The following is a 26,716-nucleotide window of genomic DNA, read 5'->3' as shown; positions in this document are numbered from 1 at the left end:
ACGACATTTTTATCAACGGTATTTTTCGAAGGGGCGGTAATTTGGGGGGTAGGTGTGTTTGTGGATTCCGTCGCCGGTGGAGATGTTGGCAGTTGGGCAATGGGTGCTGCTTTAGGTGCAGGTAATTTGGCAGTAAGTGGTGTCGGTGTGGGCCGCACGACATTTTTATCAACGGTATTTTTCGAAGGGGCGGTAATTTGGGGGGTAGGTGTGTTTGTGGATTCCGTCGCCGGTGGAGATGTTGGCAGTTGGGCAATGGGTGCTGCTTTAGGTGCAGGTAATTTGGCAGTAAGTGGTGTCGGTGTGGGCCGCACGACATTTTTATCAACGGTATTTTTCGAAGGGGCGGTAATTTGAGGGGTAGGTGTGTCTATGGAGTCCGTTGCCGGTGGCTGTGGAAGTCTTTCTCCGTATTCTTGGATATTCATAGCTGCCACAAAATGACCGTAGTATTGAGCAGATAATTGCCGGTGTCGTTTACGTTCGTTTACGTCCGTGATGCGAGGGGCGATGTTTTCATGTGCATGAGATAAATGCAACAATATGTCCGGGTCATCGGACTCTAATTGCCGCAATTGTTCCAAAAATAACAGCGCGTTTTGCCATTGTCCGTCGTGTTCTGCTGCCAAAGCGTTTGCCATGTAATGCAGTGCCGCCGGCAAATGCGGGTCGGCGGAAAAATTTCGTATTTGGGTGGCGGTCTCATCGGAGACAGTCGCTCGTTTATCACGTAGACGGCGCATGAATTGTCGTAAAAAATGACCAGTTCGCAAAAATTCCATTTCTGGGCGCAACATGTCACGGCGAATATCAGCGATTAAGGCTTCCGCTTCGCGCGTTGCCTGCCGAGTGCGTTCGCTGCTCAGTCGGTTTTGAGCGCGTTGGTAATTGCTCATCAAAATAAACAGAAATAGCGCAGACAATCCAAAAATGAGCAGCACCCGATCTAAATAGCGGTTATATTCTGCCAACCGTGATTCCATACTTTCAAGTCTGGCAGTGTTGAGTGCTTCGCGCTCATTTAGTTGCCGTTCCATTCGCAGTAGATTATTTTCTGTTATTTGCTCCGAAGGTGTGTTTTTCGGGAAAGGCTGTGCTAAGCCGGCAAAGACAACAAGCAAACAGCTGGCGACAAGACAAAAGTGACGTTTCATAGAACAACGGCAACCACAAGCAAATTAGCGGTATGCAGAATCGTTGTGACGGGCGGCAGCAATTTCGGTTTCATAACGATCGCCGATAGCCAGCAACATGTCTTTGGTGTAATACAAATCACCGCGTCGTTCACCGTGGTATTCCAATACATGTGTTTCCACAATAGCGTCAACGGGGCAGGCTTCCTCACACATGCCACAAAAAATGCATTTAGTGAGGTCAATGTCGTAACGAGTAGTGCGACGGCTGCCATCATCGCGCGCATCAGATTCAATATGAATGGCCATTGCTGGACAGACCGATTCGCACAGCTTACAGGCGATACAGCGTTCTTCGCCGCTCGGGTAGCGACGGAGTGCGTGCAGACCGCGAAAGCGATCGCTACGTGGCGTTTTTTCTTCGGGGAAGTGTACGGTAATTTTTCGGCGGAACAAGTGGCGGAATGTCAACGTCAGTCCGCGGCACAAATCCAGCAGCAGCAGAGAGGAAAAATATTGCTTTATTTTCTTTGAATACTTGTTTGCAATGTGCATATTTTAATTTTACCGCAGAATGCGTATTACAAAGGCTTGCGGAACAATTTGCTAGAAAATTATCGGTGCTATGAATTGAATTAGGATTGATAACTAATTACTTTGTCGTAATTAGTTAAAGTGCGTTGCGAAGAAAAAACCGTGAGGCGGTTAACCTTTGCCTTTCCATGGAATCAATTTTTCTTCCAGCTTGCGCATGAAGATGTCGATGGCATAACCGATAATGCCAATGACGACAACACCCATCACCACGATGTCGGTGGACAAAAAAGTGCTGGCGACCATAATCATGAAGCCTACGCCGGATTCGGCAGCGACTAACTCGGCAGCGACAACTGTGCCCCAGCAGACTCCCATGGCAACGCGCATACCGGTAAAAATTTCTGGTAAGGCATTAGGCAGAATGATTCTAAATAGCAACTGCCGACGATTGACACCAAGCGTATAAGCAGCGTGAATTTTAGACAATTTGACACCGGAAACACCAGCACGGGCGGCCAGTGCCATGATCCACAACGCTGCCAAAAATAACAATAAAATTTTGGAACGCTCACCGATTCCCGACCAAATAATAACCAGTGGAATAAAGGCCAATGGCGGGATAGGGCGAAAAAATTCCACTATCGGATCAAACATACCACGCATGCTGCGCGATAATCCCATAGAAAATCCAAGTGGGATACCCACTATACAACCAAGTCCAAAGCCGGCGAGAATACGATACAGTGATGCGCCGATGTGTTCTAAGAGACTAAAATTACGAAATCCTTCTGTTGAAATAGTGATAAATTGTTTCCATACGGCAACAGGGGATGGCCAAAACAGCGGATCAACCCAATCGTAAAAGCTTGATAGTACCCACAATACGAATAGTGTTGTGACAGAAAAAATACTCCAAAAACGTCCTCCTTGCGCTGCTGAAGGATCGCCAAATGTGACGGTTTTACGTGCCGTCTCACCAGTCTGGACAATACCGAGTTTGGCTGCTATCTGGGTGACAAGGGTGACAAAAGTGTTTTTTGGGCTGTCGGACATTATCTCGCTCTCTCTTCTTTCCCTATTTTCAGATTTAGGCGTTAGCTTCCTGACGCCCCATTATTTCTTCTTCCATTTCCCATATCATAGCGAGTATTTCATCACGCTTATCAGAGAATTCATTTGTTGCCTTGATGTCACGTAGGCTTTCATTGAGCCCACGTTCGGCAAACGGTAATTGGTATTGCTTTTCAATGCGTCCAGGACGCGGTGCCATCACAAATAGCCGCTCACCTAAAAACAAAGCTTCTTCCACACTGTGGGTGATAAGCACAATAGTTTTTCCAGTTTCACGCCATAATTTTAGAATCAGTGATTGCATTTTTTCGCGCGTTAGTGCGTCCAATGCGCCCAGCGGTTCGTCCATGAGAATAAGCTCAGGTTCGTTTGCTAGGCAACGTGCCAAGGCGACACGCTGTTGCATGCCGCCCGACAATTCATAAATGGCTTTGTCGCCAAAACCGCCCAGACCAACAGTGTCCAGAAGATGTTCAACTTTGGAGGAAATTTCGGCGGCAGGAACGCCGCGCATTTTCGGGCCAAAGCCGATATTTTCTGACACGTTAAGCCATTCAAACAGAGCTCCTTGCTGAAATACCATGCCACGCGACGGGTCTGGACCAGTAATGAGATTGTCAATTTTTGCTCGGTCTGAGCTTGGAGAGTTAATCTCATCATTTCCAAATATAGCGCGACCACTGGTTGGTGCAAGAAACCCTGCTAAAATATTAAGCAACGTTGTTTTGCCACACCCCGACGGTCCTAATATGGTGAGAATTTCACCTGGATTAAGTTGAAACGATATATCACGCAACGCTTCTACTTTGCCGCCGTCGGGCGTTTGATAAATCATGGAGATTTGCTCCACAATTAGACATGAACGATTCATATTGTTGCTAATGTTGTATAAATATAAGCAGAATTTATTTCACCTGACGTATGAAGGAGTCATCCATAGTCACACTGTAATCGTCCAACGCTTTGGGTAGTGAACCTTCTTGCACATAAAAATCTGCTACTTCGTTGACGAAAGCATTGACCGTTTTGCCCATCCAAGCGTCAGACAATTGTTCGTCGCGGGTGGGGAATTCAAACAAGTTAATCATGCTTAATGCATCATCCAAGTTTTGACCAGATTCTTTGGCGATAACTGGCATATGCTCTGATGGGTTAGTGCGAAATAGATTGTTAGCGTCTTCGGTAATTTGCAAGAAGCTCACCACTAAGTCAGGGTAATCTTGAGCAAAGTCATTAGTGACAGACACGATGTCAAAGACGCGAATGCCTATGGCTTCCTGTTCTTTGGCGGTCATGAGTGGAGAACCAAATTTTTTCATGCGCTGCAAAGCACCGCCAAAACCGCATGCCATGGCCACGTCACCGCGAGCTAAGGCTGCCGCACCATCTGGTGGATTCATCTGCAATAAATTGATTTTGTTAGTATCTACGCCTAAGTGTTGAAGAGTTTTCAACATTTTGTAGTGGGTAACATTACCGATAGGGCTAGCTACTTTTTTACCTTCTAGTTCTTTGGCGTTGGCTTGAGTGATACCGGAATCTTTGTGGACAATACAATTGTCGTTTTCGGCATATGACACTGCGGCACTTACTAATTTTAGCGGTGCCCCTTTGGTGACGCCGACCACAAAAGGAGTTAACCCTTGAGAATAAGCAATCTGTACATCTCCGGAAACCATAGCGGCGGTCATTTCGTTGCCGTTACCAAAAGCGCGCCAATTGACTTTAACGCCCATTTCTTTTTCAAAACGCCCGTCAGCTTTGTGGAGTAAATTTGGCGAAGGCCACTCCAAAAAGTAAGCAACGGTAATTTCATCCAGCGCCAAGGCAGCGTTCGCAGGTGCCAACAAACAGGCTACCGTGAGCGCACCAATCATGCGAGATTTGATTTTATTAAGTTTCATTTTTTTCTCCTAATAGTTTTACAAAAATTTAAAGGCACTATGCAAACATGTCGCCTTTTCTCTCAAATGGATTGTATACTGTTTTTAATGAATATGAATAAATATGGTTAATTTTATTCACTAGCTTTTGGGAGTTGCCAGTGCTGGTTTTTTTAGGCGGTCAAAATGTGTCATCCAGCTCAATCCTGTGTTAATTGCCAATTTTGTTAATCCGCTAAAAGGATAGGGTTGTAATGGGGCTGTCGGTAACAAGTCGTTTGACTGTCCGAGGACTCGGTTGGCTAATGCCAGTCCCATCACTTGTGCCATGGCAACCCCACGTCCGTTATATCCCAGTCCGGCGAGCAACCCCGGCGCCAATTCGTGTAAGTGCGGAAGATAGTCGGCGGTCTTGGCTAAGCAACCGCCCCATTCATATTCCCACCGTGTATTTTTTAATGCCGGAAAAACGGCAGTTGCTGTCGCTTGTAAGGCGTCAAAATTTGATAATCGTCCATTGCGGTCCATTCGTCCCAAAGTGCCAAAAATTACTCGGTTGTCAGGTTCGCGTCGACCATAAAAAATCTGTAGTCGTGTATCAGCAATGGTTTGATCATGCGGTAATACGTGTTTTATGATTTCTTCCGGCAACGGCACTGTTGCTGTTTGAATAGAAACCAACGGCACAATTGAGCGTGCTAGCGGTGGATACAAGGCGTCAACATAGCCGTTGACGCACAATATAACAGAGCGAGCAACGATGCGTCCGTCGGCGGTGCTAACAATCCATTTTTCATTAACTTGTTTGATGCTTACTGCCTGACTGTCAGTGTGAATGACGGCTCCCGCCCTTTGCGCGCAGCGCGCTAGCCCACGCACATAGGCCAATGGTTGAATGCAGCCACCGCGGTTGAATAATAGCCCTAATTTATAAAAATCACTGCCGACATAATCAGCTAAAGCATTTTTTTCTAATAGTGTTACATCCGCTCCCACAAGCCGCCAGCTTTCATAATCGCGCCGCATCGTTGCTGCAGCGCGTGAATTATGTGCTACTCGTAGCCAGCCATTTTGTCGTGCCTGGCAAGTAATGCCGTGTCGATCAATAAATTCAAATAAATCATCTGCGGCTCGCATTGTTGTTTGTACAAAATTCTGCGCGACCGCTGCTGGCAATTGTTTGGCAATAATTTCGGGTGTGTTATGTGGCAGTGGATTAACCTGTCCGCCGGAACGCCCAGATGCGCCCCAACCGACACACGCTGTTTCTAACACGACTGTGTCGGCGCCGTTTGCTGCTGTTTCCAAAGCAGCGCGCAAACCGGTAAAGCCACCGCCGACTACTACCACATCGGCGTGTCGTTCACCGCTTAGGGGAACGGTAACGACATCGTTTCCGGCAGTCACTGCCCATAACGAGCGCGGTTCCATCATTGTGACGGGTGGTTTATCCACGAGTTATAGGTAGCGGACAGTGCCGTACTGGAGAGGAAAATGAACGTTCAATAACACAGCTTTGGCTATAATCGATATCTGTATTAACGGTATGGACGGAATTATTCCAAAGTAGAGCAGTGATTAGTGTGTTTCAACCACAAAATAAACCATACCCTTGCTAGTTGGATTGATGACGATTTGCTTGCGTAGTGAGTGATGGCATTAATATTAAATCTACAGCCAACCAGCAAAGTGATGCGGCAATCAGTAGACCGCCGCCGACAAACCAGCCCTTAGTTTCTTCATCAAAAAGACCGTTGGGGGGTAATTGCGTGAAGTCACCATTACTGACGCTGAGTTGTTGTAACAACGGTGTGAGTAAATGCGCGTAACCGATAGCAAAAAACGCCACACCGCCAACAAACAGTAATAGCATTAAGGCGCCAGTGAAATTCATTCCTAAATAAAAACGGTGTAGCCCAACAATGCCCAAAAGAATACCGACGAGTGCCATCATATAAGCTTTGAAAGTTGTTTTCATACGACGTTGACGGCGAATAGCATACTCTATTGTAATACGGAATATTCTATTTAATTTAAGTTGTTAGCTATTTCCAAAACCATAGTGGAGTTTGCATCCATATTGCAACAATGATGAGCCAAGCGATGGTGAGTGGTATAAATATTTTCCAGCCTAGCCGCATAATTTGGTCATAACGATAGCGCGGAAAAGTAGCGCGAAACCATAAAAAGCAAAATAACAAAAAAGCGATTTTGAAAAATAGCCAAAAAATACCGGGTAACCAAGTAAATGGGACTATATTAAATGGCGGTAACCAGCCGCCCAAAAAGAGGAGGGCGGTTAAAGCTGCGATGAGTATCATGTTGGCATATTCGGCCAAAAAGAAAATAGCAAAAGCCATGCCGGAATATTCCACATGAAAGCCGGCAACGATTTCTGATTCGCCCTCGGCGACATCAAACGGTGCGCGGTTAGTTTCGGCAACGCCGGAGATAAAATATACGATAAACATCGGCAGCAACGGTAACCAGTACCACGACAGTAACGTGGGACCTTGTTGACCGTTAACGATATCAGATAAGTTGAGACTGCCGGCCGCCATGAGCACAGTGACTAAGGCAAATCCCATTGCTAGTTCATAGGAAATAATTTGTGCCGCAGAGCGTAAGCAGCCCAAAAAAGCATATTTTGAATTGGAAGCCCAACCGGCAATGATGACGCCGTACACTCCTACAGATGTGGCGGCAAGAACAAACAATAGACCGGCGTTAACATCCGCGAGCACTACGCCGGGCGAGAAAGGGATTACCGCCCACGCTACCAAAGCCGCTGCTAGTGAAATGGCGGGTGCGATAAGTAACAGAAAGCGGCTGGAATCCGTTGGTAGAATAATTTCTTTCAATAATAATTTTAACGCGTCAGCGATGGGCTGTAACAGTCCTAGCGGGCCGACGCGGTTAGGACCGACGCGCAGTTGTATCGCGCCGATAACGCGCCGCTCGGCATAGGTCAAGTAGGCTACACAGAGCATTAACGGGGCGACAATGGCAACGACTTTGAGTAGAGTATCTATGAATATTGTCGCCCATAGAGCGTAATTACCTAAAAGTGGCGACAAAAGAGTGTGTAGCCAGTCGTGCATTAATTGGCTGCGGCGGTGTTTGCCGTAGTAATTGCTTCGGCATGGATGTTGCGTGTGGCGCGCAAAGTTGGCGGGTATGCCAGTATGACACCGCGTACCAGCCGTTGGTCAGCGTGGGCGACGGTTTCCCACGCGCAATGAGCATCCGTAAGCCTTACCGCTGCGCCTTCAATTAATCCAAGTGTCTGCATGTCATCGGGGTGAAAATACGCGTGGGTGGCGGCGCGGCCAGCAGCTGTTTTTTGTAGCGCACTAGCGCGTCTCGCTAGTATGTCAGTGTTATAAATGCTAGTACCACCGACCAGCTCGAAACCAGCGTTCTTCTGGCCGGTAGCGGCAGCCGTAATCGGCGTTGAATCTGTTGCTACACTGGATGTTTTGTTTTCTCTAGAAAGAAGTTGCCGTACCTCTTCTAAAGTGGAAAAATCAAAGCCGCTTATGCCTAGTGCTTCGCCGAACAGTCGTAATATTTTCCAACCCGGGCGAGCTTGTCCCGGTGGTTTGGCGGCGGCATCAAATAATTGCGCGGTGCCTTCACCGTTAAACAAGGTGCCTTCGTTTTCTGCAGTTGCTGCAATAGGTAGTTGGATGTGGGCGTAATCACTCAAGCCGTCGGTATGAGTGTTGAATGCGGCGACAAAATTGGCGTTAGTTAGCATTTCTCGTGCCAGCGATTGTTCTGCAAAATCTTCTGCTTCACAGTTGTAAAGCACTACTGCCCGCAAGTTATCGCGCAACATGGCGGCGGTATGTAGACCATTTGTCGGACGGAAGCCAGCCGATGCAGCTCCGGTACCATTGGCTCCGGAACTGAGTGTCCCTACTTGAGCATTGACGCCTTCTGCTAATAGATGCGCTTGTTGCACAATATCGCCGGCATTGTCGGCACTAAGCGCGGCATCTCCTAGCAAAAGGTGTTTGGCGCCTTTGGCATTTTGTAGTTGCTCGGCAATATGACGCAGCGGTTGCGGACAATCAGTAAACAGGCTATTTTCTCTGGAAGCGGTTATTTTTAAAAAACTATTAATTTTCCGCAATTGTTCGACAATTGCTGAGGGGAGAGAAAGGTGTTGTGCTGCCAGTGGTATTTGGTTGCCAATATCTACGGCGCCGATGGACATTGCTCGGCGTTTGCCAGAGGTTTTGCGGAAACGCACCGGTAATAGTGGTAGCTCGCGCGCTGGTTCGGCACCAACAAAGAGTACAGCACCGGCGCGACCAATGTTTTTAATTTCAAAACCATAGCCGTTGATGTCGGCGGCGGAAAAATCTCGTTGTCGCAGGCGGTTGTCAATATTTTCGCAGCCAATACCACGCGCTAATTTTTGTAATAAAAATAATTCTTCTTGGGTGGTGTGAGGAGAAGCAAAAAAGCCGATACTGTCAGCACCATATTGTTTGATGGTGGCATGTAATCGTTGCGTGAAAGATTCTTTTGCTGCCACCCAGCTGACTTTTTCAAACCGACGGGCGTCGGTCGCACGTTCTAGTGGTGTGTCGCAACGTTTGCCACCCAATCCTAAATAAGAAAAGCGGTCACGATCGCTGAGCCAGCACTGATTGATATTTTCCGTTTCTGCCGGTTTGATACGCTTGACTTCGCCATTTTTAACTTGTAGTAGCAAACGGCTGCCCCACGAATCATGTGCGGCAATGCTGGGTTTGTTGGTGAGTTCCCACGGGCGTGCGGTGAAACGAAATGGCTTGGAGGTGAGTGCGCCAACTGGGCAAACATCAATCATATTGCCAGATAATTCGGAATTGATAGTGCGTTCTACAAACGGCATGATTTCAGCGTGTTCACCACGTCCCGTCATTCCCATTTCCATCACGCCACCGACTTCGCGGCCAAAGCGTACACAGCGGGTGCAGTGAATGCAGCGTGTCATATCAGTGGAGATGAGTGGGCCTAGATTTTTTTCAATTACTACTCGTTTTTCTTCGGTATAGCGGGATTTTGACATGCCATAGCCAACAGCAAGATCTTGCAATTGGCACTCGCCGCCTTGATCGCAAATAGGGCAATCTAGCGGATGATTGATGAGCAAAAATTCCATCACGCTGTTTTGCGCTTCTTTTGCTTTGTGTGAGTCGACACACACGACCATGCCATCTAATGCTGTAGTAGCACAGGCTGGTAACGGTTTAGGCGACTTTTCTACATCCACTAGGCACATGCGGCAGTTGGCGGCAATGGAAAGTTTGGGGTGATAACAAAAATGTGGAATATAAATGCCGGCCTGTGTTGCCGCTTCCATAATGGTGGCGTTTTCTCGTACGCTAATCGTTTGACCATTAATTTGTAGTGAAATATCCATCGCTATTTGATTTTAACTTTGCTCGACAATCCTGTTTTGATGCTGAGCAAGGAAAGGAAATAATTAATATTCATTGATTTTAATTTCTGTTTTTTGCAGTTGTTGATGAACAACAAGTGATGGAAGTAAAACGCATTGCTACACCAGTAATTTTATGCTGCCACATCGCATTTGCCATTATTTACATGCGCCTCAAACTCGCTACGAAAATGCTTAAGAAAACTTCGCACTGGCGTTGCTGCTGCCGCACCCAGCCCGCAGATAGTGCGGCCATCAATTTTGTTGCTGATGCTTATTAGTAGTTCAAGGTCGCCATCGCGACCCGTGCCGTTTGCTATTCGTTTTAGTACCCGGTACAACCAGCCCGTGCCCTCGCGGCAGGGCGTGCACTGACCGCAAGACTCTTCATAATAAAAATAGGACAACCGCACGAGTGCCTGCACCATGCACACTGTTTCGTCCATGACAATTACCGAACCTGCTCCAAGCATGGTGCCAGCTTTGCCAAGACAATCATAATCCATCGTAAGCGTGAGCATAGTGTCTCCCGGCACCACTGGCACCGAAGAGCCGCCGGGAATTACTGCTTTGAGTTTGTTACCGCCGCGCACACCACCGGCCATTTTTAGCAAGTCGGTAAAAGGTGTGCCAAGCGGCACTTCATAATTGCCTGGACGTTCTACATGACCGGAAACTGAAAACACTTTGGTGCCGCCGTTATTGGGGATGCCCAAATCAGCGAATTTTTTGCCGCCGTGTCGCAAAATGTAAGGGATGCAGGTAAAAGTTTCAGTATTGTTAATAGTAGTGGGCTTGCCATACAGACCAATGCTTGCCGGAAAAGGTGGCTTATAGCGAGGCTGGCCTTTTTTGCCTTCTAGCGATTCGAGTAGGGCAGATTCTTCGCCGCAAATGTAGGCACCATAACCGTGGTGGTTGTGTAATTTAAAACTGAACCCGGAATTTAAAATATTTTCTCCCAAATAGCCGGCTTGGTGGGCTTCCTCCACCATTTTTTCCATTAGTTCGTAAACTTCCCAAATTTCGCCATGAATGTAATTGTAGCCGCGAGTCGCGCCCATGATGTAGGCAGCTAAAATCATGCCTTCAATGAGCTGATGCGGGTTTTTGCTCATGATATCGCGATCTTTAAAAGTTCCTGGTTCACCTTCATCACTGTTACAAACCAAATAAACATCGGTTGGTAAACCACGTGGGATGAAAGACCACTTGAGTCCAGTGGGAAACCCTGCGCCGCCGCGCCCACGTAACCCAGAATTTTTGATTTCCTCGAGCAATTTTTCAGGAGGCGTTTTGTCAGTAAGGACTTGCTCCAATATTTGGTAGCCGCCGATTTTTCGATAGGCGTCAATGCTTGCCAAAGTACCTTCGGTAGGAAATATTACGTTGTTCGTCATTGTTGATTTTTCTTTAATTGTACTATGTTTAGGACCACTGGCACTGCGATTGTGTCGTCGCCCGTGCTAACATAAAAAGTTAGGAGCAGGACTGTTATCGCGCTCCAAATTGCTTATCTAATACAATATTAATACAATCATTATGCAAAACACGGGCAGGTTATTTTTTGTTATCTTATTGCTTATGGGGATTGCGGGTTGTGCGCCGCAGCCACCAAAGTTAACAGTGCCGACGGTTCAATTTAAGATCGTCGGCATGCTGACGGTAGTGTCTGCTGGCAAGCCAACACAGCGATTGCGGTTGGTGTGGCAGCGGCAGGAGGGTGCTCATGATGTTGTGGAAATAAAAGGACCTTTGGGTGGTACTCGGGCGCGTATTGAACAAGATGATGGTGGTGCTACCCTTCGTGCTGACGGCAAAGTATATGAGGCCATCAATGGTGAGGCTCTAGCGCAACGTTTTTTAAAGGTGGAACTGCCGGTGCGAGCTTTTGGGTATTGGCTTGTCGGTGATGCCGCGCCCGATGCGCCGGCGCATATTGATTACGGTGATGACGGGCGCATGCAAAGCATCGTCCAGCATGATTGGGAAGTGTTTTATGATGTGCGGGATTCACAAGGGCGTCTAGTATCGTTGCGTGCTCGCACTAACGGTATTGCTGTAACACTCAAAATTAACAAATGGCTGGCACTGCAATAATGGTTGACCGTGGGCTACCGGCACCGGCTAAGCTCAATCTCCACCTACACATTGTTGGTCGCCGTGAAGACGGTATGCATCTGATAGACAGCGTTATGGTATTAATTGATTTAGCTGATACTATTTACGTTACTTTGCGACAGGACGGTAAGCTTTGCCGCACTTGGAATCATCTTGATGTTAGCGATGATTTATGCCTGCGTGCTGCTACTGCCTTGCAAAAACTTGCAAATGTTAGTTTGGGTGCGGATATTGCAGTGGAAAAACGTATTCCTATTGGTGCCGGTCTGGGCGGGGCAAGTTCGGATGCAGCGACAACGTTGCTGGCACTTAATGCCCTATGGCAGGCAGGGTTTACCCGCCAGCAATTAGCGGCATTGGCTGCGCAATTAGGTGCTGATATTCCATTTTTTTTATTTGGAGAAACGGCTAGAGCGCAAGGTATTGGCGAATGCCTGACTGCCATTGAAGCGCCGCTACATTATTATTTGTTGGCATTTCCGGGGAAGGCGGCAACTGCAGCGGTATTTGAGGAATACCAACAGATTACTGATAAACAGCATCTGTCTAATATTTCGGAAGCGTTGCAACATGACTGCAATCATCTTGCCGTCGCAGCGGTGCGTGTGTGTCCGCCTATCATTGCAGCGGCACAACAATTGCAGGCGGCGGCGGGTGAGGCACGGTTGTCTGGCAGCGGCGCTTGCGTATTTGCGGCGTTTGATACTGTGGCAGCGGCGAAAGCAGCTCAACAAAAATTACCTTCACAACTGCCGTCAGTAGTGAGTGCTGGAATTATTCGCCATCCGCTGTTAGAATCGCATCTCCACTGGGGAGTAGCCAAGTGGTAAGGCAGCGGGTTTTGATCCCGTCATGCGTAGGTTCGAACCCTACCTCCCCAGCCTCAGTTTGTCTAAATTAACTCTTATGCGTCTAACTGAAATTGATTTTGAAAATATGTTGCTACTGGGTGGACGCTCTTGCCCCCAGTTGGTTGAGCAAATGACGGGCATTCTCAAAATTGAGCCGGGACGAGTCAATTTACAGCATTTTTCCGACGGCGAAAATTATGTTGAGTTAGAAGAAAATGTTCGAGGGAAGAGCGTGTTCATCGTGCAATCTCTGAGCACGCCAACTAATGACCACTTGATGGAACTTATGTTGATGGCGGATGCCGTGCGCCGTTCATCAGCGGCGGAAGTTGTTGCTGTCACCCCTTATCTAGGTTATGCGCGCCAAGATCGTCGCCCGCGTTCCATTCGCACTCCCATTAGTGCTCGCGTGGTAGCTGATATGCTCACCGGTGTGGGGGTAAATTGCTTGCTTACTATTGATTTGCATGCCGAACAAATACAAGGTTTTTATCAGGTGCCGGTAGATAATATTTATGGTATGCCAGTGTTGATGGGTGACATGTCGCGTGAGTTGGGCGAAGGTCCCGCAATGGTAGTCGCACCGGATATTGGTGGAGTAGTGCGTGCGCGTGCGTTTGCTAATAATTTGGGAATAGATTTGGCGATTATTGATAAACGTCGTCCACGTGCCAATATTGCCAAGGTGATGAATATTATCGGTGATGTTGGCGGCAAAAACTGTTTTATTGTGGATGATATTGTAGACACGGCCAACACCTTGTGCCAAGCTGCCGCGGCGCTTAAAGATGCAGGTGCTCGGCGCGTTTGTGCTTATTGCACTCATCCAGTGTTGTCGGGCGGTGCGCCAGCGCGGATTGCCGAATCTGCGCTTGATGAATTGGTGGTTACCGATACCATTACTTTGTCGCCGACGGCCTCCTCTTGTGATAAAATACGCTATCTTTCCGTCGCGCACCTTCTTGCTGAAGCTGTCGCTAGGATGCATAGAAAAATATCACTTAGTAGCTTGTTTTCCTAAAGAATTTTAAAAAAGGGGAAAAGGAAGCAATGCTGTCAGTTATATCAGGAGCTTAAAATTCATGGAACATATTGTGGAAGCAACGCATCGCAAAGAAAGTGGGCGTGGTGTTTCTCGCGCTTTGCGGCGCAATGGTCGAGTGCCAGGTATATTGTACGGAGGCGATCAGCCCGTACCTTTTTCTTGTGCCGAACGTGATTTAGTCGTTTGTTTACAAGAAGAATCTTTTCATTTTTCTGTGCTGTCGGTTAAAGTGGACGGTAAGGGATATCCGGCTCTGTTACGCGAAGTTCAGCGTCATCCAGTACGCCGAGATATTTTGCATGTGGATTTTCAAGCTGTGCGCCAAGATCGCGAGATTGCTGCCAATGTGCCGTTGCATTTTATTAATGCAGAAAACGCACCGGGTGTAAAGCTTCAGCAAGGGATTTTTACGGCCATTGAAAATCAAGTATCTGTGCATTGTTTGCCAGCAAAGTTGCCGGAATATATTGAAGTGGACGTGATTGCGCTAGAAATTTCTAAAAGCGTACACTTGAGTGATATTGTGCCACCTGATGGAGTACGTTTTGACGAAATAGTTCGTGGTAACAATCCAGCATTAGCGACAATTACTGGTGCCAGTGAAGAGGAAGTTTTGGTTGCCGATACGGTTACCGAAAGTGAAGACAGCGCCGGTAGTTAACCTGCGCTTTTATTAGGAAATACGCATGCCCAATCAAAAAAATGCTTTACCTGTAAAAAAAGGCAAGGCGGTTGGCGCTTATAGACCAACTGCGACAGAGAAGTACATGTCGGTGAAGCAAATTAAATATTTCACCGATTTGTTGCGGCAAACACTTAATCAAATTGGTGTCACTGCAGATAAAACGATTGATGCGTTGCGTGTATCAGATGAGCACACGCCAGATGAAAACGATCGTGCTAGCAAGGAAGCTGATTTTGCTTTGGAATTGCGTGAGCGTGAGCGAGAAAGCTTTTTGGTTCAAAAAATCAGGCACGCGCTGCGGCGCTTGGATAATCATGAATATGGTTATTGCGAAGAATGTGGCGAATCGATAGGTATTGATCGCTTATTAGCGCGGCCGGTGGCTACGTTATGTTTTGAGTGTAAAAATTTACAGGAATATCAAGAAAAAACGCATAGTTGAGCGGGATGTCTCGCGTTATTTTTACTACATAGTCATAAGGATATGAGCAATGAGACCACTTCGGTAATGCGCCCAGCTCAGTTATCTACTACTGAGGTAGTTTCCAATTTACAAAAATTGCAAAAATTATCATCTTTGTGGAATATTAAAAATGAACAATTGTGTGCGGAATTTGAATTTCCTTCTTTTGAGCACACTGCTGATTTTGTAAATATAGTAATATGCTTGGCTAAAAAACAAAATCATCATCCGCAGGTGATTTTTGGTTATCGTCAGTGCCATGTGTGCTATACGACGCATTCTGCCGGTGGCTTGACAATGCTGGATTTTTCCGCTGCCACCGATTTATCAACGGCTATTATTAAGGCAGTGAAATGACGTCAATACTGGATGAGCAACAAAATTTAATCAGCTTATAATCTAGTTGATTATTGGCATGAAGTCGTAATAGAGCTTACTGGTTTTAGCGAATTCTTATGCTACTTTTGCAGTATTTTCGATTTCCAACAAGGCACGATAATAATCGCTAGGAGTAACCTTAACAAATTTTGAGTAGAAATTATCCCAATCTTTTAGTATCGTCTGTGCTTTAGGGCTTTCTGTTAATTCCACGTGGCGAGTTAACATTCCGTGCAAAATGTCAGTGTCTGCAGTGCCCATGTGTTGTCCCGGCTTTACAGTTTTGCTAATCGGACCTAACGATACCATGCTCGTATTGCAATATTGTGCGAATTTGCCATCTTCGTCTAATACATAGGCAATACCACCGCTCATGCCGGCAGCAAAATTGCGCCCAACTTTGCCTAACACTACGACGGTACCACCAGTCATATATTCACAGCAGTGATCACCAGTACCTTCAACCACTGCTTGAGCGCCTGAATTGCGCACTGCGAACCTAGCACCCGCAGTGCCGCGACAATAACATTCTCCGCAAATCGCGCCGTACAGTGCCGTATTGCCAACAATGGTATTATCGGCATCTTTACGCGGTGAGGGCGGGGGATATACTGCGAGTACTCCGCCTGATAACCCTTTGCCAAAGTAATCATTACCTTCTCCTTCTAAGCGCATAGTCATCCCTTTGCTAGTGAACGCGCCAAAGCTTTGACCGGCAACGCCGCGCAAATAAATTTGGATAGAGTCTGGTGATAATCCGGCATGGCCGTGGCGGCGGGCAATGGCATTGGAAATAATTGCTCCTGCCGTGCGGTGAACGTTGCTGATAGTATCTTCAATTTTGACTTGTTTGTCGTGTTCCAGAGCGGGTTCACACATTTTCAACCAGCGATAATCTATGGTTTGTTCTATATCGTGCTGCTGTTGTTTGCAATGCCGGCGGGAAAAATGTGCCGGAGCCTGTGGTAGTGCTAACATGGCGGACAGATCAATGCCGCTAGCCTTCCAGTGTTTACTTGGTTGTTGGTGCAATAATTCGCGCCGCCCGATAATTTCATCCAGTGAGCGCATGCCCATGGAAGCAAGCAGACGTCGCACTTCTTCGGCAACGAAAAAGAAATAATTGACTACGTGCTCGGGTTTGCCTTCAAATTTTTTCCTCAATCGTTCGTCTTGTGTGGCAATACCGACAGGGCAGGTGTTTAAATGGCATTTTCGCATCATGATACAACCTTCAGCCACTAACGGCGCAGTGGCGAAGCCAAATTCGTCCGCGCCTAGCAACGCACCGATGACAACGTCTCGCCCCGTTTTGATTTGCCCGTCCACCTGCAATGCTATGCGTCCGCGCAAGTCATTGAGTACCAGTGTTTGATGTGTCTCTGACAGTCCTAATTCCCAAGGAGTGCCTGCGTGTTTGATGGAAGATAGGGGGCTTGCGCCAGTTCCTCCGTCGTGCCCGGCAATAGTAATGTGGTCAGATTTGGCTTTGGCCACCCCTGCCGCCACCGTGCCTACGCCGTAGCGCGATACCAGTTTGACGCTGACTTGGCCGCGTGGATTGGCGCATTTTAAGTCATAAATTAATTGTGCAATATCTTCAATGGAATAAATGTCGTGATGCGGTGGTGGCGAAATCAATCCCACGCCAGGAACTGAATGGCGAACCTTAGCAATCATGTCATTGACTTTGTGTCCCGGTAATTGACCACCTTCGCCGGGTTTAGCGCCTTGGGCAATTTTTATCTGCATCATATCGGAATTGGCAAGATATTCAGCGGTCACGCCAAATCGTCCAGAGGCTACTTGTTTAATGGCGGAGCGCATGGAATCTCCGTTGGCAAGTGGTTTATAGCGATCAGCTTCCTCACCTCCTTCGCCGGTATTGGACTTGCCACCAATACGGTTCATTGCGATTGCCATCGTTGTGTGCGCTTCGCGTGAGATAGAGCCCAACGACATGGCACCAGTAGAAAAACGTCGCATAATATCCGCTACTGATTCAACTTCTTCCAGCGGTACGGGTGTTTCCGCTTTCTTAATTTCAAGCATGCCACGTAAGGTCATCAAGCTTTTGGATTGGTCGTTGATAAGGCGTGAGTACTCTTCATACTTATCGTATTTTCCGGTGCGAACAGCATGTTGTAGGGTCGCAATGGAAGTTGGTGTCCACAAATGTTCCTCACCGCGTAGCCGGTAGGCATAATCGCCACCAGCGTCCAAAGCATTTTCGTACAGCATTGGCGGTTTTTTGTCATAGGCGACAGAATGCCAAAAAAGAGTTTCCCGTGCTATTTCTATCGCGCCAATGCCACCAATTTGTGATACCGTGCCACAAAAATAGGCGTTGACAAAATCAGAGTCCAGACCGACAATTTCAAAAACTTGTGCGCCGCAATAAGACTGAATAGTGGAAACACCCATCTTAGACATGGTTTTAAGTAACCCTTTGCAGACGGCGTGACGATAACGAATTTGGCGTTCCTTTACTGAGTCATTGGGGATATTTAACGGCAATTCGGCTAGTGATGCATAGGCTAAGTAAGGATAAATGGCTTCTACGCCATAACCGATAAGTGTTGCAAAGTCGTGTACTTCTCGTGCGCTACCGGTTTCTGTTACCAAGCCCACACGGGTGCGTTGTCCTTCGCGCACTAGATGATGATGTACGGCAGCGGCGACCAACAGCATGGGAATAGCAGGGCGTTTGGGACCGGAGTTGCGATCGGACAAAATTAAAATTGCCGCACCATCTTCGTATACTGCACGCAATGCTTCTGCCTGTAAGGCTTGCAATGCTTTTTCCATGCCGCTTTCACCGTCGTCGGCGGCCCATATGGTATCTAGTGTACAAACCTTAAATTGTTTGTCTTGCATGTCGCGCAGGCGACAAAATTCATCCGGAGTTAGTATCGGACGAGATAACGTTATGCAAGTAGTTTGAGGGGCTACAAATGGTTCCAGTAAATTTGGGCGTGGCCCCAAATAACTTGCCAGTGACATCACTACTTCTTCACGGATAGGATCAATGGGGGGGTTGGTGACTTGGGCAAATTCTTGGCGGAAATATGTCGATAAGGGTTTCATGCGTGTTGACAAAACAGCAGTAGGAGAATCATCACCCATGGCACCCAATGGCTCAGCGGCATCTTGTGTCATCGGCAAGAGAATAAATTTTAAGTCCTCTTCGGTGTACGCATAATTTTGTTGAGATCGTAGCAATGTTTCACCACTGAACGTTGTTAAATCGTCCCCATTTCCTTTGGGTAGCGTTTCCAGCGGTATTTGTGATTGTTGTCGCCATTCTTCATAAGGGTGTGCTGAAGAAAGGTCGTGTTTTATTTCAGCATCATTAATTATGCGACCTTTTTCCAAATCCACCAGCAACATTTTTCCTGGTTCAACAGAACATTTTTGGCTAATGCGTGCATCTTGGATATTCAGCACACCTGCTTCTGACGCCATGACGATTAAGTCATCATCGGTCAGCCAGTAGCGCCCAGGGCGTAAACCATTACGATCAAGCACAGCGGCAATTTGCCGGCCATTGGAATAGATAACTTGAGCAGGGCCGTCCCATGGTTCCATCAGAGGTGCGTGGTAACGATAAAAGTCACGTCGCATTGCTTCCATATCAGCGTTTCCTTGCCAGGCTTCGGGAATTAGTATTGACAATGCGTGTGCCGGCGAATAACCGGCCATACACAGTAATTCCACAGCATTATCCAGTGATGCGGTGTCCGACTGATCTGGGGTAATAAATGGCATCAAATTTGACAATTCTTTTTTAAATAACGTTGTCTGCAATGATTGAGCTCGCGCTATCATATTGTTAACATTGCCTCTTAACGTATTGATTTCTCCGTTATGAGCTATACAGCGATAAGGGTGCGCTAGATTCCACGCCGGAAAAGTGTTAGTAGAAAAACGTTGATGGACAAAAGCCAATGCCGAGACAAAATGCGAGTCAGTTAAGTCGGCATAATAGCGCGACAGTTGATTAGCTAAAAACATGCCCTTGTACACCACTGTACTGGAGGAAAATGAACAACAATAAAAACCTGCGTTATCAATAGTATCTGTATCTTTTTCCAGTCGCTTGCGCGCCACATAAAGGCGGCGTTCATAATCGTTACAGGTTGACGTTTCTGCACCGCCAACAAAAACCTGCCATACCGCTGGTTCACTGGCAGCTACTTCATCGTTGATGGCACTGCGGTTTGTTGGAACTCGTCGCCAGCCAATAATAGGGAGGTTTTCATCTGCCAGCAGGGTTTCTATCTGTTCGCGTATTGCCTGTTGCTGCTCGTTATTTTGCGGCAAAAAAAGCATCCCGCAACCATACGTTGAAGGTAAATTAACTCCCTGTGCCGCCATATCTGCGCGAAATAAGGCATCTGGCAATTGTGTCATGAGTCCGGCGCCGTCGCCAGTGGTAGGATTGGCACCGACCCCACCGCGATGTGTCATATTTACTAGTAACTGCACCCCCATTTGAACTATTTGGTGCGATGCCTTATTTTTGATGTGAGCAATAAATCCGACACCACAAGCGTCGTGCTCATTGGCGGGGGTATAGAGACCGTGCGGTTGAGGCCAGTGTTGAGTCATAAGCTAAAAATTAATTGAAAAAATAACTGTACATGAGCCTAACTAGCTAACTAGTAGTATATTGAGACCCGCACCCGTATCATCAAGGGCTAATGGTATTATATTTTAATCGTGAAAAATAGCCAATAAACAAATTACACTATGATTTATCATAAGTAAATAAGATAAGAATAAACGCCTGAAAGCGCTCATAAAGATGGTGTAGCGTTGTGGTAGAGGTGGGGAGGTATCTATGGATGGGCAATTGTGTTAACTTTCCCTATCGTGGATGTCGTTTTGTGTTGATTGTGCGTATTTCAATGCAAATAAGTGGAATGTTTTTATCTTTCAGTAATATTATTGGAAATTAATAAGCAAAATAGTCGCAATAAAATAAGGAGTGAAAATGAAACTTTCTGGCGAACAAATGATCGCGAAGCCTCCGGAGGCGGTATTCGCCGCATTGAATGATGTGCAGGTTTTGCAACTGTGTATTCCGGGTTGTAAAACATTGAACAAAAAGTCAGATACTGAAATGGAAGCTACTGTTGTGCTAAAAATTGGTCCAGTAGAAGCGACTTTTAAAGGTGCTGTAACGCTTAGTGATATCAATTCGCCACATGGTTATGCTATTTCTGGTGAAGGCAATGGTGGCGTAGCAGGATTTGCCAAAGGCGGGGCCAAAGTTGACTTGACTCCGCACGAAGGAGGCACCATGTTGCGATACGATGTTTCTGCACAAGTTGGCGGAAAAATTGCTCAATTGGGCTCGCGGTTGATTGATAGTACAGCCAAGCGTTTGGCTAATCAATTTTTCAATAAATTTGGCGAATTGCTCGGTGACGATGGCGTAAAACAAGTTGCATCGGTCAGCGAAAACAAAGCGGAAGAATCTTCAAAACCTCGTTCAAATAATACATTAATTATCGCTATTGCTGTTGTTGGTGTAGTTGTATTGCTCGGTTATTTATCTAATTAAAATTTATTAGTTTTAATTATCAAGTTACTGTAAAAACAAGTATTTTTATTTTAATTTATTAAGAAGATTGCCTAATTGAGGACAGTGCACACCACGTTGTACTAGTTCATGATAGGTGCTAATAATGTAGTCTTTGTTGGCGCCGCCAACGCCGTGAGCGCGTTGGATAATTGCTATCGCCGCTGCCGTATCCATAGGTGGTGCAAAACTCGGCCTATCGCGTCGCACAACAAAAGTGAGTGCTCGTACAGGAGCATTATTTTTTAGCAAGCGAGCATGTACGTAACGGGGCTCGTACACATTGGCAAACATTTCACGGCGGAATAGATAACGCATCACGTCTTCCTTATTAGCTTTTGCCGTCCGCAGTAACACACCGCAACAGGAACCGCCAATATCCAGCCCGAAAACTAAGCCTGGTACTTTTTCGGTGCCGCGATAATGGGTGGAAAATACCGACAAGCGGCGTGAGTAGCCGTACACGCGGGCGGTGTGTAGTGATTTGTGAGGAAATCCAGGATTCCACATAAGAGAACCATAAGCAAAAACATTTAAATCTCCCCGTCCAGCCAAGCGTAGAACGTTTTGCATTAATTTTTCATCTATAACAGTGTGTAACATGACAGTAAGTTTGGTTATTTTCGCACAACATGAATTTACGGTAATTATTGTGGGAAATAACCGAGTTGTGGCGGTAGCAGTATGTGAAAATGGGTAAAAACAACACAGTTTTTATTTTGCGGAGAAAAAATAATTGCGGCATGGGAAATTTTACATATTCTTGTAGAATGCATTTGAATGCTTTCTACATACCCAAAAGTTGCTGTCAGTGGCAGTGCCGGACAAATTGGATATGCGCTATTGTTTCGCTTGGCCAGCGGTCAGTTACTCGGCGATGCTTGCAAAGTTAGCCTCAGTTTACTGGAAATACCACAAGCGGTGGGAACTTTGGACGGTGTGCAAATGGAATTGCAAGACTGTGCATTTGACACCTTAGCTGATGTGAAAAAAACAGCAGATGCCGAGACTGCTTTTGGTGATGCTGATTTTATTTTTCTAGTAGGAGCTCGGCCGCGTGGACCGGGTATGGAGCGTAAAGATTTGTTACAGGCGAATGCCGCCATTTTTTCAGCACAAGGAAAAGCTATCAATGCCGTTGCCAAACGAACAGCGCGGATTTTAGTGGTCGGCAATCCAGCTAATACCAACTGTTTGATTGCTCAGCAAAATGCACCTGATATGCCGCCAGAAGCGTTTAGTGCCATGACGCGGTTAGACCACAACCGGTTGTTGGCACAATTAGCACAACAATCCGGACAAGCTGTTGCCGATATTCGCCGTGCTATTATTTGGGGTAATCATTCTGCTACACAATATCCTGACATTCACCACGCTACTATTGACGGACAAGCGGCATTGGATGTAGTAGACGAAGATTGGTATCGTAATCAAATGCTCGCTGCAGTGCAGCAGCGCGGTGCAGCAATTATCAAAGCGCGTGGAGCGTCCAGTGCGGCGTCAGCAGCGTCAGCAGCGATTGACCATATGCGCGATTGGGCGCTGGGACAAAAAGTGGCGGAAGATTATTTGAGTATGGGACTCGTTAGCAATGGCGAGTACGGTGTACAAAACGGTTTAGTGTATTCCTATCCAGTACAGTGTGCTGGCGGCAAAGCAACAGTGGTTGAAGGTTTGGAGCACAATGATTTTAGTGCGGAAAAAATGCAAACTACAGAAAAAGAGTTACAGGAAGAACGTGACGCAATAAGAAATTTGTTGCCATGAGCGCCGACGGCAATCAGAAATCATTGTCGCAACGGGCACTGGAATATCACGCCGCACAGCCGCCGGGAAAGGTGGCAATGATGTTGACCAAGCCGGCGTCAACTGCCGATGATTTGGCTTTGGCATATTCTCCGGGAGTGGCATCTCCGTGCTTACAAATTGAAAAATCCCCCGCTGCTATTTATGACTACACCAACAAAGGCAATCTGGTAGGCGTTATCAGTAATGGTTCTGCCGTGCTCGGCTTAGGTAACATTGGAGCTCGCGCCAGCAAGCCGGTTATGGAAGGCAAGGCGATGCTATTCAAAAAATTTGCTGGTATTGACGCCTATGACATTGAAGTGGATTGTCCAACACCGGAAATATTTATTGAAACCGTAGCAAGCATATCACCGACGTTTGGCGCTATTAATTTGGAAGACATTCGTGCACCAGAATGTTTTTTTATAGAGCACCGTTTGCGGCGACGATTGGATATTCCAGTCATGCATGATGACCAGCACGGCACTGCGGTAGTTACGTGTGCGGCTTTAGAAAATGCGCTGGAATTGAAAAATAAAAAAGCGGAAAATATTCGTGTGTTGGTATTAGGAGCAGGATCGGCGGCCATTGCTATTGTGCGATTAATGATGAGCATGTTTGGACTTAAAAAACGCCAGATTATGGTTTTTGATTCCAAAGGTGTAATAGGGACTCATCGTGCTAGCACACTGGAATCGTACAAAATGAGTCTCGCTCGCGACACACGGATTCGTACTTTGGAGACAGCAATTAAAGTGGCGGATGTGATTATTGGCGTTTCACGCGGCAGTATGATTAAGCCACACATGCTCAAAAACATGCGTCAAAATCCAATCATTTTTGCCATGGCTAATCCAGTACCAGAAATTATGCCAGCAGCCGCCAAAGAAGTGCGAGATGACATTATTATTGCAACTGGACGTTCCGATTTTCCCAATCAAGTCAATAATTCCATTTGCTTTCCTTATTTATTTCGTGCCGCACTGGATACTCGCACCTCGCGCTTCACTACCGCCATGTTTTCTACGGCTGCCCATGCGATAGCTAAGTTGGCGCGCGAACCAGTGCCGAAAGAGGTGTTGGCGGCATCTGGACGAAAGCGGCTGGAATTTGGTCCCGATTATATTTTGCCGATGCAGTTTGATCCACGCCTGCTTGATACTGTGGTTCCAGCAATTTCTGAAGTGGTACGCAATCCGCCCTCAGAGCCGCTACTTTCGTTTGAAGTGAGTATTTGATTCATGGATAAGCGTCCCAAGCATTTGAATTTATTAAAAATTCATCTACCGTTGCCTGGGGTTCTTTCTATTTTTCATCGTATTAGTGGGGTAATTCTGATTTATGTACTGCCTTTTGCGTTGGCAGCATTGCAATTTAGCACTGCAGATAAAACTGGGTACGCACAAGTTATTTCTGTTGCTTCTCATCCGGTCGCTAAATTGGCGATATGGGGAGCGGCGTGGGCACTTTTTCATCATTTGTGTGCAGGCATTCGCTTTTTGCTTTTAGACTGCCATATCGGGACAACATTAGAGGTAGCACGTCGTTCGGCGGCGGTGGCGTTTGTTGTGAGTCTTTTTCTCACCACTGTTTTTGGGTTTTGGCTATGGTAAAGCGCATACCAGTGGGGGCACGTTACGGCTTGCGCGACTGGCTTGCGCAACGCGTTACTGCTGTGGTGATGACGATTGCGATTGTGATTTTGGGATTGGCATTGATTGTCTGCCGCCCCGCAGATTTTGAATCGTGGCGTGAATTTGTTTTTACTGGCTGGGTAAGAATTTTACTGTTTCTTACGGTACTGTCCCTGGCATGGCATGCTTTTATTGGTGCTCGCGATATTCTCATGGATTACATTAAGATTGATTGGTTTCGCCTGCTCAAAGTTATCACTACTATTGTTTATCTTGTCGTTTGCGTAGTGTGGGCTGCGGTTATTTTACTGTAGAAAAAGTACAAATGGATTTAGCCAAACGACAATTTGACGCTATTGTTATCGGTGGTGGCGGCGCCGGCTTACGAGCGGTTGTGGAGTTAGCGCGTGGCGGCTTACGAGCGGCGGTGGTGTCTAAACTATTTCCTACTCGTTCACACACTGTGGCGGCACAGGGAGGCATTAGCGCTGCATTAGGTAACGTTACTCCCGACAACTGGCATTGGCACATGTATGACACAGTTAAAGGATCGGATTACCTAGGTGACCAAGATAGCATTGAATACATGTGCCGGCAGGCACCGGAAGCAATTTTTGAACTAGAACACATGGGCTTGCCATTTTCTCGTTTGGATGATGGACGCATCTATCAGCGCCCCTTTGGTGGTATGTCACAAAATTACGGCGGACCGCAAGCTTCTCGTACTTGTGCTGCTGCTGACCGCACCGGACACGCGATGTTGCACACGCTTTATCAACAAAGTCTCAAAGCAGGGGTGCATTTTTTTGATGAGTATTTTGCCGTTGATTTAGTTTTTAACAAAGACGGTACTGCCGCTGGTTGTGTCGTTATTGAAATAGAAAGTGGTGAGCCACTACTTATTCAAGCGGGTGCGGTGGTACTTGCAACCGGCGGTGGAGGGCGCATTTATCGCCATACCACCAACGCTTTTTCCAATACTGGCGACGGACTGGGTATGATATTGCGTGCGGGCTTACCTCTGCAAGACATGGAATTTTGGCAATTTCATCCTACCGGTGTGGCCAACGCTGGCGTATTGATTACCGAAGGTTCAAGAGGGGAAGGTGGTTATTTGTTAAACGGTAGTGGTGAGCGCTTTATGGAGCGTTATGCCCCTAACGCCAAAGATTTGGCGGGGCGTGATGTGGTGGCACGTGCTATGGCGTTGGAGATTTTGGAAGGGCGCGGCTGCGGTCCCAAAAAAGATTATGTTGAATTAAAGTTAGATCACTTGGGCGAGGAGATTATTGAAGAGCGACTGCCTTCTATTCGCGAAATCGCGATTAAATTTGCCAACGTAGATCCGGTTGAAACACCAATACCGGTAGTACCAACTGTACATTACATGATGGGCGGTATTCCCACTAATCGTTTTGCGCAGGTTATTACTCACAAAAATGGCACGGATGAAATTATCGCTGGTTTGTATGCGGTAGGTGAATGTGCTAGCGTGTCGGTACACGGTTCTAACCGTTTGGGTAGTAATTCGCTGTTGGATTTGGTTATCTTTGGACGTGCTGCAGGCAAGCATATTATTGAACATCATGGCGATTTTCGGGTGGACGATTTGGCTGATAATGCGACAGACATGGCGCTATCTCGTATTGCCCGCTGGGATAGTGCAGGCGGAGAAAGTCCCGATACCATACGTGAAGGAATGTTGGATGTAGTACAAAATTATTTTGGTGTGTTTCGTACCGAAGACAATATGCAGGCGGGATTGAAAAAATTTGCCAAGCTGTTGCCACAAATGGCAACGACGGCAATTAGCGACCACAGCAAAATTTATAATACGGCACGCATAGAAGCGTTGGAATTAGAAAATTTGCTACTGGTAGCGGCGGCGACGGTGCATTCGGCGGCGGCACGCAAAGAAAGTCGGGGCGCGCACGCTCGTGATGATTATCCTGATCGCAATGATGCCGAATGGATAAAGCACACACTCTATTTTGCTGATGACGACCGGCTAGATTACCGTCCAGTACAAATGCAGCCACTCACGGTGGAGAGCTTTCCACCCAAAAAGCGGACGTATTGAGCGACAATAAAATAGGTATGAGC

Annotated in this window: 23 protein-coding genes, 1 tRNA gene and 1 pseudogene; 13 read left to right on the top strand and 12 right to left on the bottom strand. The window is 46.8% G+C overall.

What is annotated here, in order from left to right; all coding sequences use genetic code 11:
- The 10 genes and pseudogenes from NQX30_06525 to nuoF form a co-directional block, all read right to left on the bottom strand.
- Positions 1 to 1,154: hypothetical protein (locus NQX30_06525; GenBank protein ID MDM5148020.1), on the bottom strand; the 1,154-nt coding region annotated here is incomplete at its 3' end.
- Between the two features lie 24 nt (positions 1,155 to 1,178).
- Positions 1,179 to 1,688, bottom strand: a complete 510-nt coding sequence (gene nuoI, locus NQX30_06520; GenBank protein ID MDM5148019.1) for an NADH-quinone oxidoreductase subunit NuoI — start codon at positions 1,686 to 1,688, stop codon at positions 1,179 to 1,181.
- Positions 1,689 to 1,838: 150 nt separating this feature from the next.
- Positions 1,839 to 2,525 (bottom strand): annotated as a pseudogene (locus NQX30_06515) (ABC transporter permease subunit).
- A 232-nt stretch (positions 2,526 to 2,757) separates the two neighbouring features.
- Positions 2,758 to 3,576: an ABC transporter ATP-binding protein gene (locus NQX30_06510; GenBank protein MDM5148018.1), complete on the bottom strand. Its 819-nt coding sequence runs from the start codon at positions 3,574 to 3,576 to the stop codon at positions 2,758 to 2,760.
- Between the two features lie 70 nt (positions 3,577 to 3,646).
- The gene (locus NQX30_06505) at positions 3,647 to 4,645 is read right to left on the bottom strand and encodes an ABC transporter substrate-binding protein (GenBank protein MDM5148017.1); all 999 of its coding nucleotides are present in this window, start codon (positions 4,643 to 4,645) and stop codon (positions 3,647 to 3,649) included.
- Positions 4,646 to 4,765: 120 nt separating this feature from the next.
- Entirely contained in the window at positions 4,766 to 6,058 is a 1,293-nt protein-coding gene (locus NQX30_06500) for an FAD-binding oxidoreductase (protein ID MDM5148016.1), read from the bottom strand.
- 181 nt (positions 6,059 to 6,239) lie between these two features.
- On the bottom strand, positions 6,240 to 6,602 hold the full coding sequence (locus NQX30_06495) for a TM2 domain-containing protein (GenBank protein ID MDM5148015.1): 363 nt from the start codon (positions 6,600 to 6,602) through the stop codon (positions 6,240 to 6,242).
- A gap of 67 nt (positions 6,603 to 6,669) precedes the next feature.
- Positions 6,670 to 7,725 (bottom strand): NADH-quinone oxidoreductase subunit NuoH, encoded by a 1,056-nt coding sequence (gene nuoH / locus NQX30_06490; GenBank protein ID MDM5148014.1) that lies wholly within the window; start codon positions 7,723 to 7,725, stop codon positions 6,670 to 6,672.
- On the bottom strand, positions 7,725 to 10,043 hold the full coding sequence (nuoG, locus tag NQX30_06485) for an NADH-quinone oxidoreductase subunit NuoG (protein ID MDM5148013.1): 2,319 nt from the start codon (positions 10,041 to 10,043) through the stop codon (positions 7,725 to 7,727). Before nuoG ends, nuoH begins: the two co-directional genes overlap by 1 nt.
- A gap of 152 nt (positions 10,044 to 10,195) precedes the next feature.
- Complete coding sequence (gene nuoF, locus NQX30_06480; protein MDM5148012.1) at positions 10,196 to 11,461, bottom strand: NADH-quinone oxidoreductase subunit NuoF; 1,266 nt, start codon at positions 11,459 to 11,461, stop codon at positions 10,196 to 10,198.
- Between the two features lie 142 nt (positions 11,462 to 11,603).
- Here nuoF and NQX30_06475 point away from each other — a divergent pair, with 142 nt between their 5' ends.
- The 7 genes from NQX30_06475 (at position 11,604) to NQX30_06445 (ending at position 15,583) form a co-directional block, all read left to right on the top strand.
- Positions 11,604 to 12,161, top strand: coding sequence for an outer membrane lipoprotein LolB (locus NQX30_06475; protein MDM5148011.1), 558 nt, complete (start codon positions 11,604 to 11,606; stop codon positions 12,159 to 12,161).
- On the top strand, positions 12,143 to 13,012 hold the full coding sequence (gene ispE / locus NQX30_06470; GenBank protein ID MDM5148010.1) for a 4-(cytidine 5'-diphospho)-2-C-methyl-D-erythritol kinase: 870 nt from the start codon (positions 12,143 to 12,145) through the stop codon (positions 13,010 to 13,012). The genes NQX30_06475 and ispE overlap by 19 nt, the downstream gene beginning before the upstream one ends.
- Positions 12,992 to 13,063, top strand: a tRNA-Gln gene (locus tag NQX30_06465). The genes ispE and NQX30_06465 overlap by 21 nt, the downstream gene beginning before the upstream one ends.
- Before the next feature lie 55 nt (positions 13,064 to 13,118).
- Positions 13,119 to 14,054, top strand: coding sequence for a ribose-phosphate pyrophosphokinase (locus NQX30_06460; protein MDM5148009.1), 936 nt, complete (start codon positions 13,119 to 13,121; stop codon positions 14,052 to 14,054).
- A gap of 61 nt (positions 14,055 to 14,115) precedes the next feature.
- Complete coding sequence (locus NQX30_06455; GenBank protein ID MDM5148008.1) at positions 14,116 to 14,739, top strand: 50S ribosomal protein L25/general stress protein Ctc; 624 nt, start codon at positions 14,116 to 14,118, stop codon at positions 14,737 to 14,739.
- A gap of 25 nt (positions 14,740 to 14,764) precedes the next feature.
- The gene (dksA, locus tag NQX30_06450; protein MDM5148007.1) at positions 14,765 to 15,205 is read left to right on the top strand and encodes an RNA polymerase-binding protein DksA; all 441 of its coding nucleotides are present in this window, start codon (positions 14,765 to 14,767) and stop codon (positions 15,203 to 15,205) included.
- 42 nt (positions 15,206 to 15,247) lie between these two features.
- The gene (locus NQX30_06445) at positions 15,248 to 15,583 is read left to right on the top strand and encodes a 4a-hydroxytetrahydrobiopterin dehydratase (GenBank protein ID MDM5148006.1); all 336 of its coding nucleotides are present in this window, start codon (positions 15,248 to 15,250) and stop codon (positions 15,581 to 15,583) included.
- Positions 15,584 to 15,679: 96 nt separating this feature from the next.
- Here NQX30_06445 and gltB read toward each other — a convergent pair whose 3' ends face one another.
- Positions 15,680 to 20,215 carry a glutamate synthase large subunit gene (gltB, locus tag NQX30_06440; protein MDM5148005.1) on the bottom strand — a complete coding sequence of 1,512 codons (4,536 nt, stop codon included), beginning with the start codon at positions 20,213 to 20,215 and terminating at the stop codon, positions 15,680 to 15,682.
- 385 nt (positions 20,216 to 20,600) lie between these two features.
- On the opposite strand from gltB, the gene NQX30_06435 reads away from it, so the two are divergent.
- Positions 20,601 to 21,173 (top strand): carbon monoxide dehydrogenase subunit G, encoded by a 573-nt coding sequence (locus tag NQX30_06435; GenBank protein ID MDM5148004.1) that lies wholly within the window; start codon positions 20,601 to 20,603, stop codon positions 21,171 to 21,173.
- 45 nt (positions 21,174 to 21,218) lie between these two features.
- Here NQX30_06435 and NQX30_06430 read toward each other — a convergent pair whose 3' ends face one another.
- Complete coding sequence (locus NQX30_06430; GenBank protein MDM5148003.1) at positions 21,219 to 21,794, bottom strand: gamma-glutamylcyclotransferase; 576 nt, start codon at positions 21,792 to 21,794, stop codon at positions 21,219 to 21,221.
- A gap of 177 nt (positions 21,795 to 21,971) precedes the next feature.
- On the opposite strand from NQX30_06430, the gene NQX30_06425 reads away from it, so the two are divergent.
- From NQX30_06425 to sdhA, 5 genes are read left to right on the top strand one after another with little or no spacing between them, the layout of a single operon-like run.
- The gene (locus NQX30_06425) at positions 21,972 to 22,958 is read left to right on the top strand and encodes a malate dehydrogenase (protein ID MDM5148002.1); all 987 of its coding nucleotides are present in this window, start codon (positions 21,972 to 21,974) and stop codon (positions 22,956 to 22,958) included.
- Entirely contained in the window at positions 22,955 to 24,217 is a 1,263-nt protein-coding gene (locus tag NQX30_06420; protein ID MDM5148001.1) for a malate dehydrogenase, read from the top strand. The genes NQX30_06425 and NQX30_06420 overlap by 4 nt, the downstream gene beginning before the upstream one ends.
- A 3-nt stretch (positions 24,218 to 24,220) precedes the next feature.
- Complete coding sequence (sdhC, locus tag NQX30_06415) at positions 24,221 to 24,592, top strand: succinate dehydrogenase, cytochrome b556 subunit (protein MDM5148000.1); 372 nt, start codon at positions 24,221 to 24,223, stop codon at positions 24,590 to 24,592.
- Positions 24,586 to 24,927 (top strand): succinate dehydrogenase, hydrophobic membrane anchor protein, encoded by a 342-nt coding sequence (sdhD, locus tag NQX30_06410; protein MDM5147999.1) that lies wholly within the window; start codon positions 24,586 to 24,588, stop codon positions 24,925 to 24,927. Before sdhC ends, sdhD begins: the two co-directional genes overlap by 7 nt.
- A gap of 11 nt (positions 24,928 to 24,938) precedes the next feature.
- Positions 24,939 to 26,693, top strand: a complete 1,755-nt coding sequence (sdhA, locus tag NQX30_06405) for a succinate dehydrogenase flavoprotein subunit (protein MDM5147998.1) — start codon at positions 24,939 to 24,941, stop codon at positions 26,691 to 26,693.
- The last annotated feature ends 23 nt before the right edge of the window (positions 26,694 to 26,716 follow it).

This window comes from Candidatus Persebacteraceae bacterium Df01, assembly GCA_030386295.1.
In the GTDB taxonomy this organism is placed as follows: Bacteria; Pseudomonadota; Gammaproteobacteria; order Tethybacterales; family Persebacteraceae; genus Doriopsillibacter; species Doriopsillibacter californiensis.
The sequence above is the reverse complement of the archived record's forward strand: the minus strand, read 5'-3'. Positions and strand labels throughout refer to the sequence as shown.

What these genes read in the sequence shown, in the direction of transcription:
- NQX30_06505 (MDM5148017.1), bottom strand. Translation starts at nt 4,645, where the DNA reads ATGAAACTTAATAAAATCAAATCTCGCATGATTGGTGCGCTCACGGTA.
- nuoF (MDM5148012.1), bottom strand. Translation starts at nt 11,461, where the DNA reads ATGACGAACAACGTAATATTTCCTACCGAAGGTACTTTGGCAAGCATT.
- NQX30_06445 (MDM5148006.1), top strand. Translation starts at nt 15,248, where the DNA reads ATGAGCAATGAGACCACTTCGGTAATGCGCCCAGCTCAGTTATCTACT.
- NQX30_06430 (MDM5148003.1), bottom strand. Translation starts at nt 21,794, where the DNA reads ATGTTACACACTGTTATAGATGAAAAATTAATGCAAAACGTTCTACGC.
- NQX30_06500 (MDM5148016.1), bottom strand. Translation starts at nt 6,058, where the DNA reads ATGATGGAACCGCGCTCGTTATGGGCAGTGACTGCCGGAAACGATGTC.
- dksA (MDM5148007.1), top strand. Translation starts at nt 14,765, where the DNA reads ATGCCCAATCAAAAAAATGCTTTACCTGTAAAAAAAGGCAAGGCGGTT.
- NQX30_06460 (MDM5148009.1), top strand. Translation starts at nt 13,119, where the DNA reads ATGTTGCTACTGGGTGGACGCTCTTGCCCCCAGTTGGTTGAGCAAATG.
- nuoG (MDM5148013.1), bottom strand. Translation starts at nt 10,043, where the DNA reads ATGGATATTTCACTACAAATTAATGGTCAAACGATTAGCGTACGAGAA.
- NQX30_06495 (MDM5148015.1), bottom strand. Translation starts at nt 6,602, where the DNA reads ATGAAAACAACTTTCAAAGCTTATATGATGGCACTCGTCGGTATTCTT.
- NQX30_06435 (MDM5148004.1), top strand. Translation starts at nt 20,601, where the DNA reads ATGAAACTTTCTGGCGAACAAATGATCGCGAAGCCTCCGGAGGCGGTA.
- sdhA (MDM5147998.1), top strand. Translation starts at nt 24,939, where the DNA reads ATGGATTTAGCCAAACGACAATTTGACGCTATTGTTATCGGTGGTGGC.
- nuoH (MDM5148014.1), bottom strand. Translation starts at nt 7,725, where the DNA reads ATGCACGACTGGCTACACACTCTTTTGTCGCCACTTTTAGGTAATTAC.
- NQX30_06420 (MDM5148001.1), top strand. Translation starts at nt 22,955, where the DNA reads ATGAGCGCCGACGGCAATCAGAAATCATTGTCGCAACGGGCACTGGAA.
- NQX30_06510 (MDM5148018.1), bottom strand. Translation starts at nt 3,576, where the DNA reads ATGATTTATCAAACGCCCGACGGCGGCAAAGTAGAAGCGTTGCGTGAT.
- sdhD (MDM5147999.1), top strand. Translation starts at nt 24,586, where the DNA reads ATGGTAAAGCGCATACCAGTGGGGGCACGTTACGGCTTGCGCGACTGG.
- sdhC (MDM5148000.1), top strand. Translation starts at nt 24,221, where the DNA reads ATGGATAAGCGTCCCAAGCATTTGAATTTATTAAAAATTCATCTACCG.
- NQX30_06475 (MDM5148011.1), top strand. Translation starts at nt 11,604, where the DNA reads ATGCAAAACACGGGCAGGTTATTTTTTGTTATCTTATTGCTTATGGGG.
- gltB (MDM5148005.1), bottom strand. Translation starts at nt 20,215, where the DNA reads ATGACTCAACACTGGCCTCAACCGCACGGTCTCTATACCCCCGCCAAT.
- NQX30_06455 (MDM5148008.1), top strand. Translation starts at nt 14,116, where the DNA reads ATGGAACATATTGTGGAAGCAACGCATCGCAAAGAAAGTGGGCGTGGT.
- nuoI (MDM5148019.1), bottom strand. Translation starts at nt 1,688, where the DNA reads ATGCACATTGCAAACAAGTATTCAAAGAAAATAAAGCAATATTTTTCC.
- NQX30_06425 (MDM5148002.1), top strand. Translation starts at nt 21,972, where the DNA reads ATGCTTTCTACATACCCAAAAGTTGCTGTCAGTGGCAGTGCCGGACAA.
- ispE (MDM5148010.1), top strand. Translation starts at nt 12,143, where the DNA reads ATGGCTGGCACTGCAATAATGGTTGACCGTGGGCTACCGGCACCGGCT.